Origin of the sequence: Streptomyces beijiangensis (genome assembly GCF_017315755.1) — a bacterium.
GTDB lineage: Bacteria > Actinomycetota > Actinomycetes > Streptomycetales > Streptomycetaceae > Streptomyces > Streptomyces beijiangensis.
In genome coordinates this window covers 1-7,866 of record NZ_JAFLRJ010000269.1, presented here as the reverse complement: position 1 = coordinate 7,866, position 7,866 = coordinate 1, and the positions used below count along the sequence as shown (strand labels likewise).

The following is a 7,866-nucleotide window of genomic DNA, read 5'->3' as shown; positions in this document are numbered from 1 at the left end:
ACCCCGATGGACGGCCGGCCCCCTGCTGGCCGCCGCGGTCCTGGCGGGCCGGCCGTCCATCGGGGTGATGTCAGCGCTGGGTGCGATGCTGGCAGGGATCAACGACCGGCCGGGCAGCCGAAGGGCGGCCGTACGGCGTCTGGCGGTGCCCGCGATCGCGGGAGCGTGCGGCCTGATGATCGGTGCGTACGCGATGCTCTGGACGGAGGGCGGCCGACTCCTGCCACTCCTCCTCACGCTCCTCGGCCTGATCGCAGGGGCGACGAGCGCGGTAGGCCCGGTCGCCTCCGCAGCCGGTACGCAACTGCTTGTGGCCTCCGCGATCGGTGCGGGAATGGCGCTGCCCGAGCCCGGCTGGCAACGCGGCCTGTTCTTCCTCGCAGGCGCCGGATGGCTCCTCACCCTGCGACTGGTCCTGCCGACACCGCATGGCCGTTACGACGGCGAACGCCTGGCGGTGGCCGCCGTCTACACGGCAGTCGCGGACCTCCTGACCGCAGTCGGCGGCCCGCACGCACAAGCCCGCAGGGCGGCACTGACCACCGCACTCGACCAGGCGCAGGACGCCCTGTCCGGACACCGATTCGACCGCGCGGGCGCGAGCGAGGCGGGGCGACGCCTGTACGCGCAGTACACGGCGGCGCTCCCACTGGCCGAGGCCGCGACCGCCCTCGCCTGGTCCGCTCCGGGCCCCGTTCTTCCCGTACGCGCAGCCGAGGGCCCGCGCCGCCTGGCAGCAGCGGTGCGCACGGGCGCTCCCTGCGGCCCGCTCCCGGCACCGTCCCGCGACGACGCCGGGCTGCGCGCCCTGGACAACGCCCTGCTGCACGCGGCCCAGGCCTTCGACAGCGGTACGTCGACACCTCTGGACGCCAGACGCCCCACCCCAACAGCGGCTCTGCGCAAGGCGATCGGCCCGGCCGGCCGCGAGTACGGCACACGAGTGGCGCTCTGTTTCGGAGCGAGCGCCGCCATCGCGCAGGTCCTGCACCACAGCCACTGGTACTGGCTGCCCGCGACCGCGGTCTTCCTGGTCAAGCCGGACCTGGGCCCACTCGCCTCACGCGTGCTGTGCCGAGCGCTGGGGACGGTCGCCGGTGCGGTCGTCTTCGCCGGACTGGCGGCCGGACTGCCGCGCCCCGCAGGCATGATCGCGGTGGTTGCGGTCTGTGGAGCGCTCATTCCTTTCTCCACGCGGCACTTCGCAGCGCAGACAGCGGTGGTGACGACACTCGTGCTGGCGCTGGTCATGGCGGGCGGCGAACCCCAGGCCTCCTGGAGCCGCATCGCCGAGACCCTGCTGGCCTGCGGCATCGTGCTCCTCGTGGGCCACCTTCCGTGGCCGGGCCAGAGTGGCGGGGGTGTACGCAGCCGCGTAACGACGGCCCGGGACGCTGCGCACGCCTACGTACAACACGTCCTGAACAAGGGCCAGTCCGAGGAGGACAGGGCAGCACGCTGGCTCCTGCGCCGCGAGGCCTACCGGACTCTGGCGGCGGCCCGTACCGCAATCGACCTGGCAGCCGCCGAACTCCCCGCACTGGCACGCCATACGGCGGACACCGACGCAGCGGCGCTCACTCTCGAACAGCTGGTCGGAACCACCACAGCCTGCGCGGTGCAGCTGGACGACAGCGGCCATCTGCCGCACCACCACGCCGACCGCCTGGGCGCACTGCTCGCGGCGAGCAAGAGCGCCTCCGCCTGCTGACAGCTCAGAACAACGTTTCGAGCCCGCCGATCAACGGCAGAGGAGCGATCGAAAGAACCATCGCCCACACCGCTCGCCCCGGCAGGATGTCCCGCTTCCCCTGGACCCCCAATACCGCAGCGACGGGCGGCAGGAGGGCCAGTACCAAATAGCTCCAGTGCCAACCCTCCTCCTTCGTGACGAAGAACAGGAGAGCGAGATACACGGGGACAGCTCCCACGGACAGCATCCGGGCGCGGGAGAGGAACATCTCCAGGCTCTCCCCGGAGAGGGGGAAGGACATCTCAGTTCACCACTCGGTTGTCGTAGGCGGAGGAGTCGGCCTCGGGGAAACCGTCGGCCGCGTAGAACCCGTTGACCGCTGCGGAGAGTCCTGCCCCGAGAAGCGTGATGGCCATCATGGTCGCGTCGAACGCCTTCACCAGCTCAGCAAACCTTGTGATGATCATGACCGCTTGCGCAGCGGCCAGGGCGAACATCGCGACGGAAGCCACCTGACCGCCGATCGGAATCGCGTTGATCGCCGTGGCCGCAGCCATGTTCGCCATCCAGATGATGGCCATGTCGGCGAGGAAGACGACGCCGGCCTTCAGAACTTCGGCAAGCTGGAACACCTCGCGCGCCGCCGAGTCGTAACAGGTCCGCAGGGACTCGAAGGTCTCCTTGAAGTCGTCGAGCTTCTTGCCGAACTCCTCGAAGTAGACCTTCGCGGCGTCGTACGCGTTGCCCTCCCAGGTCACACCGACATTGCCGGTGCCCTTCTTCAGGTTCGCCGCCACCGCGTCACAGAACGAGCCGAGACAGTCCCAGACGCCGGCGCAGTCCTGGTACTTCGACCAGTCGCCCAGAATCCAGTTGTTGATCTCCCCGAAGATGTCGACGCCGAAGAGCAGCTTCACGGCCTCCACGGCCACGGTCGACGGACTGCCCAGGTCCAGGACCGTGCCGAGGACCTTCTGGACCGGATTCATCTTGTACTCGTCGACGTGCCCCTGGCCGTAGGCGATCAGCGGATTGTCGCTGTCGCCCGCCGGCGCTTTGAGGGCGGCCGAGGCGTCTTGCGCATCGGCGAAGTCGCTCCCATTGCTGCCTTCGGACGGCGAGCCGCCACCGCCCTTGGAGCCCGGATAGGCGGCGTCCATCTTCGCTGCCTCGCCCTTGTCCGTCTGTCGGTAGTAAGTAGCAGACTTGGACAATTCGGCCTGCGAGGAATGGAGAACGCTCTGCACCTTCCCCAGAGCCTTCTTGGCAGCTTCCACATACTCGTCGTGACTGCCCGCGACCATGTCCCAGAGCTGCCCGCCAACCGCCTTGTCGATCTGTGCATTGCTCCCGGTGTAGGCAACAGCGTGCGTCGCACCCTCGGCACCTCGCGACACGAGCGAGGAAAACCCCTGGAGCGCCTCAGGCTCCACTCGAAACCCCATGGTCGGTTCCCGCCCCCTCAGTACAGTGACCAGCCACGGCCATCATGCCGAGACTTCTGACTTCCACCCTTGTCGGGCGCCGCGCGTCGCTCCTCGTCGATCTGCTCCTGCTCCGCCGCGATCGCACGCCTGCCCTCGGCGGCCAGCTCCTCGCGCTCGGCGTCGGTGAGCGAGGCCCACTTCTCCGCCATGGGGGTGGCCTGCTCGACCAACTGGTCGGAGTACGCGGACACGTTCGCGGCATCCCGCAGCGAAGCCCGCCCGGAGAGAACCTCCTGCGCCATCTCCTTCAACGTGTCACCGCCGTGCCCTGCGGCGAGGGTCTCCAGGGACTTGCGCAGGAGTCGCGCCTGCGCGGGGTCGCCCTGGGACATCTCCACGAGCTCGGAGTCGTCGAACCGCTTTTCCGGGTCCGGCCCTTCGGTCACGTGCCCTCCCGAGGCTTGTAACAATCTTTGTCTAATCTTGAACCTAGCGGGAGGGAGTGCGGTCGTCGACGCGCTGAAGTCACAGGTTCGTCACAGGGCACTGGCGTCTCCTGCGCAAACTCCGTTGCAGCAGCACCTGCGTCACCAGCCTCGTCCAGGCCATTCTCACCTTGCACCTGACCTGCTCAAACTGAGGTTGGAAAGGGCTCAGTGTCTCCTCGTTGCCGTCCAGATCGTCGAAGTGCTCACCGCTCAGCAGTCCGATTGCGGAGCCGAGGATCTGACGCGTCGTGCGATAGCTGAGCGTGAGTTTCGCGGAGCGGCCGCGAATGTTGACGCCCAGACTGCCCAACGTCACATGGTTGTTGTAGATGCGCTGGTGGGTGTAGCCGACCAGGAAGAGGTCGTTGTGGGTACGGGGGACCATGGCACGCAGCATCTTCCAGTGCCCGCCGTGGGGCCTGATGCGGTACACGACACCGGACGGATTCCTCGTCACGAAGGCACTGACCAGAGGCCCCTTCCGATCAGACCAAGTGCGCGCAGCAGCCGGCCGCATTACGGGGAGCGGCTCGTACCGTGGGCCGGACTTCAGCGAGGGCGAGCACTGGCTTCATAAATGCGCCAATGGCTTCGGCCCCGAGGGCACCGGAAACGCCGAATCCTGGTTGAAGGCGGGCCACACGCAGCACTTGGCATTCATCGTGCATCAACTCCGCATGAACAGCGGCTTGTTGGCGTGACAAATGCCTGGCCGAATAGGCTCCGTTGTCGGAGTACGGGCAAGCGGCCACGCTCTTTGCATGGTCTACCGATGCCGTGCGCAGACTGACGACGGGACGCTCTGCCGCAACAGGGTGGCTGGATCCGACGTGCGTTGCCATCACCACCGAGGCCGGCCTGCCGGCCGCGTGACCGGAGCTCCCCGCCGTCCTGTGAAGCGTGTGGCAGCGACGCGATCCACTCCTCGCCCGCCCCGCAGCCGAAGGCAGGTGCCGCCGGCTCCAGCTCCACGACGCGCGCCCTCAGCGCCGTCCGGCAACCGTAAACGACTCGAGGAAATGGCGTCCCTCTGTGAAGCGGCGTTGAAGGACGGTGGCTCTGCGGCCATCGCAGAGCGGGCCGCGGAGTACGTCTCGGACGAGACGTGGAACGCACTGGTCAAGAAGCACCGCAGAGGTGGCTGCGATGAACTGGCCGAACTGGCGCGGGCCATCTTGGACGGCAAGAAGCAGCTGCACGCGCTCGTGGGGCGTGCAGCCGGAGGACTGCTCGGAATCTTCGGTCGGTCACGAATAGAACGGGCCTATGCCGTGGAGTTCGCGAGCCGGATCCCCTTGCCCACCGATGTGAAAATGGCCGCAGCGGCACGAGCGCTGCAGATCGCGGGGATCTACGTCTGCCTCCTCGGAGCCGGAGACCTCTCACGATGCGCATGCTTGAAAGACGTCTTCGAGACCGAAGGCAAGGATCGCGTCAAGAAGCTGGTCCAAGGTGCGGTGGAGGACTGGATCGAGCTACCCAGGCGGCTGGGCGACAGCGGCGGGGGAGGATGAAGCGACAGGAGCAGCCGCACAGCCGGGCCCGGGAAGGTCGAGGGGGCGGGTCGTGCCGATGCCGTCCACGGAGGCGAGCCAGCGCGCCAGAATTTGCTGCAGCAGGCCGTTGACGACAGGAGGAACGCGTTGGACTCGGTACGTTGTCCGTTCCTCGTACATCGGCTGTATCCGCTCCGAATCTCGTACCCACAGCTGAACCTTCTCGCGTTTCGCCGTGGCCCGGACAATGATGGCCGCAGCCTTCCGTGCGCGTACCGCTGAGCCGAAGAGACGGACCTCGGCGTTGATACCGGCACGCCCATTCTGCAGCGTGATGGGCTCTTGGCCGGCAGGGGACTCGACGTGCCAATCGTGGGACTGGAGCAGTTCCTGGGCCCGACGGAGATGAACCGGCCCCCGCGGGACCTCGATCAGTATCCTTACTCGCTGGGTGAAGTGCTCTTTGATACCGCTCAACATGTTGTACTCCGCCCAATCCGGTGCGTGGAACTATGGGAATTGGTGACGGCGGGGGAAGCCGACGGCAGTGACTTCTCAGGTCTCCCCGCTCCCGGAAGCGTTTCCCGCCGGCCCGCGCAGGTTCCGGAGCAGGGTGATGAATGCGTCCTCCATCTCCTCCTCGGTTCGCTCGGGGGAAAAGTCGGGGATGGGGTCCTCGCGGAGTCGGTGGGCCACGGAGTATCCCTCTTCGGTGTCGACCATGTGCCAGGACCTCAGGCGGTCCTCATCGACCAGGCGGACAGGGAAGAGCATCCGCCGGCCGGTCTGCCGCTCGCTCTGCAGAGCGAGCAGGATCTCAGTGGTCACCCAGGCGCTGGCCATGCTGGCTTCCGAAAGGATCAGTACGACTCCAGACCGTTCCTGGATCTCATGGATGAGCTGCTCCTGCACCGTGCGGCCGCCCTGAATATCGTGCGGGGCGAACCAAGCGTCGATACCCTCGCGATCCAGCCGGGACTGGAGCATGGAGGCGAACTCGGTGTCCCGGGCGCTGTAACTGATGAACACGGACGGATGCGCGGAGGGCGCTTCGAAGAGGCTGCCCTTCAGACGGGCATGGACCGTGCCAGGGTCGACGCCGGAAGCTACGAAGAACTCCGCCAAGCTCCTGATGGCCCGTACAGACTCCAGCGCCACCTGCTCCGACGGATCCTCCTTCTTGTTCCGGTTCAGCACGAAGATGTTCAGCGCAAGCGCGTTCGCGACGGTCGCGGCATCGAAGCGGCTCGGACCAAGTACCCGGGAGCTGTTGAAGGTGGTGGCTGCCAGCAGGGTCTTCTCGAAGACGTTGAAGCCGAAGACGGCCTCCTCGAACACCGAGCCGAAGAACGCCATTTCCAGGAACTGTGCCTGGACGAAGAACGCCTCACGAAAGTTGCTCCCGCATCTGGAAGCAGTGAACGTAGCCCGGAAGAAGTCGCTGCTGTAGAACGCCGTCGATTCGATCGTGCAGCCCTGGAAGCGGGCGTCGATGAAATCGGACTGGACCGCGTTGACCCTCTCGAAGTGGCAGCCGTCGAAGGTGCAGTCGGAGAGGTCGGTCCGGCTGATGATGCAGTCGACGAACCTGCACTCGTTGAACACGCTGTTCCGGAGAACCTGTTCGCTGATGTGGATGCCGGTGAGGTCGCGTCCGACGAACTCTCGTCTGCCTTGATCGTATTCGCCGATCAACTCCGCACTCCTGGCCCCTCGGACGGCCTTGACCATGATTCCTCCGATGCCGCTACGCGGTAGATGCCCTACTGCCATAATCAACTCTGGCGATGCGGGCGGCGCCCGGAACGCCGAGAGAAGATCGGACGGTCCGTCAACCGACCTCAAGGAGAGGGTTCGTGCGCGCCGAGCAGGACGACGAGCAGTCGGCCCACTTCCTCGCGGAGGTCGCAGCAGGCTCCTCCCGCTTCAGCGGTCGGACCTTCGCGCATCTCCGCCTTGCCGGCCAGGAACTCGGCGGGCTGACGTTCACCGACTGCAGCTTCAGAGACTGTGTTCTCGGTGGCGCGAAGCTCGACCGTGCGGTCTTCCTCGACTGCCGATTCAGCAAGATCAACGGAATCGGAGCGTCCTTCACAGGCGCACGCTTCGAGCGGTGCACGATCGAGGAAGCAGCGTTCCGCAGGGCGGACTTCTACCTCGCGGGGTTCGTCGACTGCACCATGGCCGCCGAGTTCGAAGAGTCCTTCTTCGTCCGAGCGGAGTTCACCCGGACCAAGCTCACGTACTGCAACTTCGCGAAGGCGCACCTGGGGTTCACCTGCTTCGTCGACTCCTGGGTAATCTTCACGAACTTCGATGACGTTCGGCAAGTCGGACTGAACACCATTGACGAGGCAACTGTCGCTCACAGTTATGCAGCAACGGTGCGCGCGTTGGAAATGACCGCGGCCCAGCCTGGTTACGAGGGGTCACGCCAAAGGTTGCTGAAGGCCACTCGGTCGCTCACGCGCTTGTTTCTCGACTCCGGCGTCAATCCGGACATGGTGCACACAGCAACTCAGGGGACGGACATGGAGCACACAGAATTCAAGCCGAGCGCCTTCATCTCCTACAGCGCCGTGGACGAGCAGTTCGCCACCGCCCTGGCCGAGCATCTCCTCATTTTCGGGGTGCAGACGTGGTTCGCGCCCCACGACATGAAGGGCGGCCGCACGATTCTGGAACAGGTCACGCAGGCGATCAGCGAGAAGAGCAAGGTCATACTGGTGCTCTCGGAAGCCAGCATGGCCAGCGCCTGGGTG

At 66.1% G+C, this 7,866-nt stretch carries 8 protein-coding genes and 2 pseudogenes; 5 read left to right on the top strand and 5 right to left on the bottom strand.

The window, feature by feature from the left end:
• The first annotated feature begins 22 nt into the window (after window positions 1–22).
• A complete protein-coding gene (locus tag J0695_RS26285; protein WP_242553203.1) occupies window positions 23–1,711 on the top strand; it encodes an FUSC family protein in 1,689 nt (562 codons plus the stop codon).
• Window positions 1,712–1,715: 4 nt separating this feature from the next.
• Here J0695_RS26285 and J0695_RS26280 read toward each other — a convergent pair whose 3' ends face one another.
• The 3 genes from J0695_RS26280 to J0695_RS26270 form a co-directional block, all read right to left on the bottom strand.
• On the bottom strand, window positions 1,716–1,994 hold the full coding sequence (locus J0695_RS26280) for a hypothetical protein (protein ID WP_206965943.1): 279 nt from the start codon (window positions 1,992–1,994) through the stop codon (window positions 1,716–1,718).
• A gap of 1 nt (window position 1,995) precedes the next feature.
• Complete coding sequence (locus J0695_RS26275) at window positions 1,996–3,090, bottom strand: hypothetical protein (RefSeq protein WP_307798764.1); 1,095 nt, start codon at window positions 3,088–3,090, stop codon at window positions 1,996–1,998.
• 65 nt (window positions 3,091–3,155) lie between these two features.
• Window positions 3,156–3,566 (bottom strand): hypothetical protein, encoded by a 411-nt coding sequence (locus tag J0695_RS26270; RefSeq protein ID WP_307798763.1) that lies wholly within the window; start codon window positions 3,564–3,566, stop codon window positions 3,156–3,158.
• Between the two features lie 101 nt (window positions 3,567–3,667).
• Between J0695_RS26270 and J0695_RS26265 the strand changes: the two are divergent.
• Window positions 3,668–3,760: pseudogene (locus J0695_RS26265) on the top strand (IS5/IS1182 family transposase); the annotation flags it as partial.
• Window positions 3,761–3,762: 2 nt separating this feature from the next.
• On the opposite strand, the pseudogene J0695_RS45725 reads toward J0695_RS26265, so the two are convergent.
• Window positions 3,763–4,032 (bottom strand): annotated as a pseudogene (locus tag J0695_RS45725) (UvrD-helicase domain-containing protein); the annotation flags it as partial.
• On the opposite strand from J0695_RS45725, the gene J0695_RS26255 reads away from it, so the two are divergent.
• Window positions 3,992–4,309, top strand: a complete 318-nt coding sequence (locus J0695_RS26255) for a beta family protein (protein ID WP_307798762.1) — start codon at window positions 3,992–3,994, stop codon at window positions 4,307–4,309. The pseudogene J0695_RS45725 and the gene J0695_RS26255 overlap by 41 nt on opposite strands.
• A 342-nt stretch (window positions 4,310–4,651) precedes the next feature.
• Window positions 4,652–5,122 carry a hypothetical protein gene (locus J0695_RS26250; protein ID WP_206965937.1) on the top strand — a complete coding sequence of 157 codons (471 nt, stop codon included), beginning with the start codon at window positions 4,652–4,654 and terminating at the stop codon, window positions 5,120–5,122.
• Window positions 5,123–5,659: 537 nt separating this feature from the next.
• Here J0695_RS26250 and J0695_RS26245 read toward each other — a convergent pair.
• The gene (locus J0695_RS26245; RefSeq protein WP_206965935.1) at window positions 5,660–6,835 is read right to left on the bottom strand and encodes a toll/interleukin-1 receptor domain-containing protein; all 1,176 of its coding nucleotides are present in this window, start codon (window positions 6,833–6,835) and stop codon (window positions 5,660–5,662) included.
• Between the two features lie 125 nt (window positions 6,836–6,960).
• On the opposite strand from J0695_RS26245, the gene J0695_RS26240 reads away from it, so the two are divergent.
• Window positions 6,961–7,866: toll/interleukin-1 receptor domain-containing protein (locus J0695_RS26240; protein ID WP_206965933.1), on the top strand; the 906-nt coding region annotated here is incomplete at its 3' end.

What these genes read in the sequence shown, in the direction of transcription:
- J0695_RS26245 (WP_206965935.1), bottom strand. Translation starts at nt 6,835, where the DNA reads ATGGTCAAGGCCGTCCGAGGGGCCAGGAGTGCGGAGTTGATCGGCGAA.
- J0695_RS26280 (WP_206965943.1), bottom strand. Translation starts at nt 1,994, where the DNA reads ATGTCCTTCCCCCTCTCCGGGGAGAGCCTGGAGATGTTCCTCTCCCGC.
- J0695_RS26255 (WP_307798762.1), top strand. Translation starts at nt 3,992, where the DNA reads ATGGCACGCAGCATCTTCCAGTGCCCGCCGTGGGGCCTGATGCGGTAC.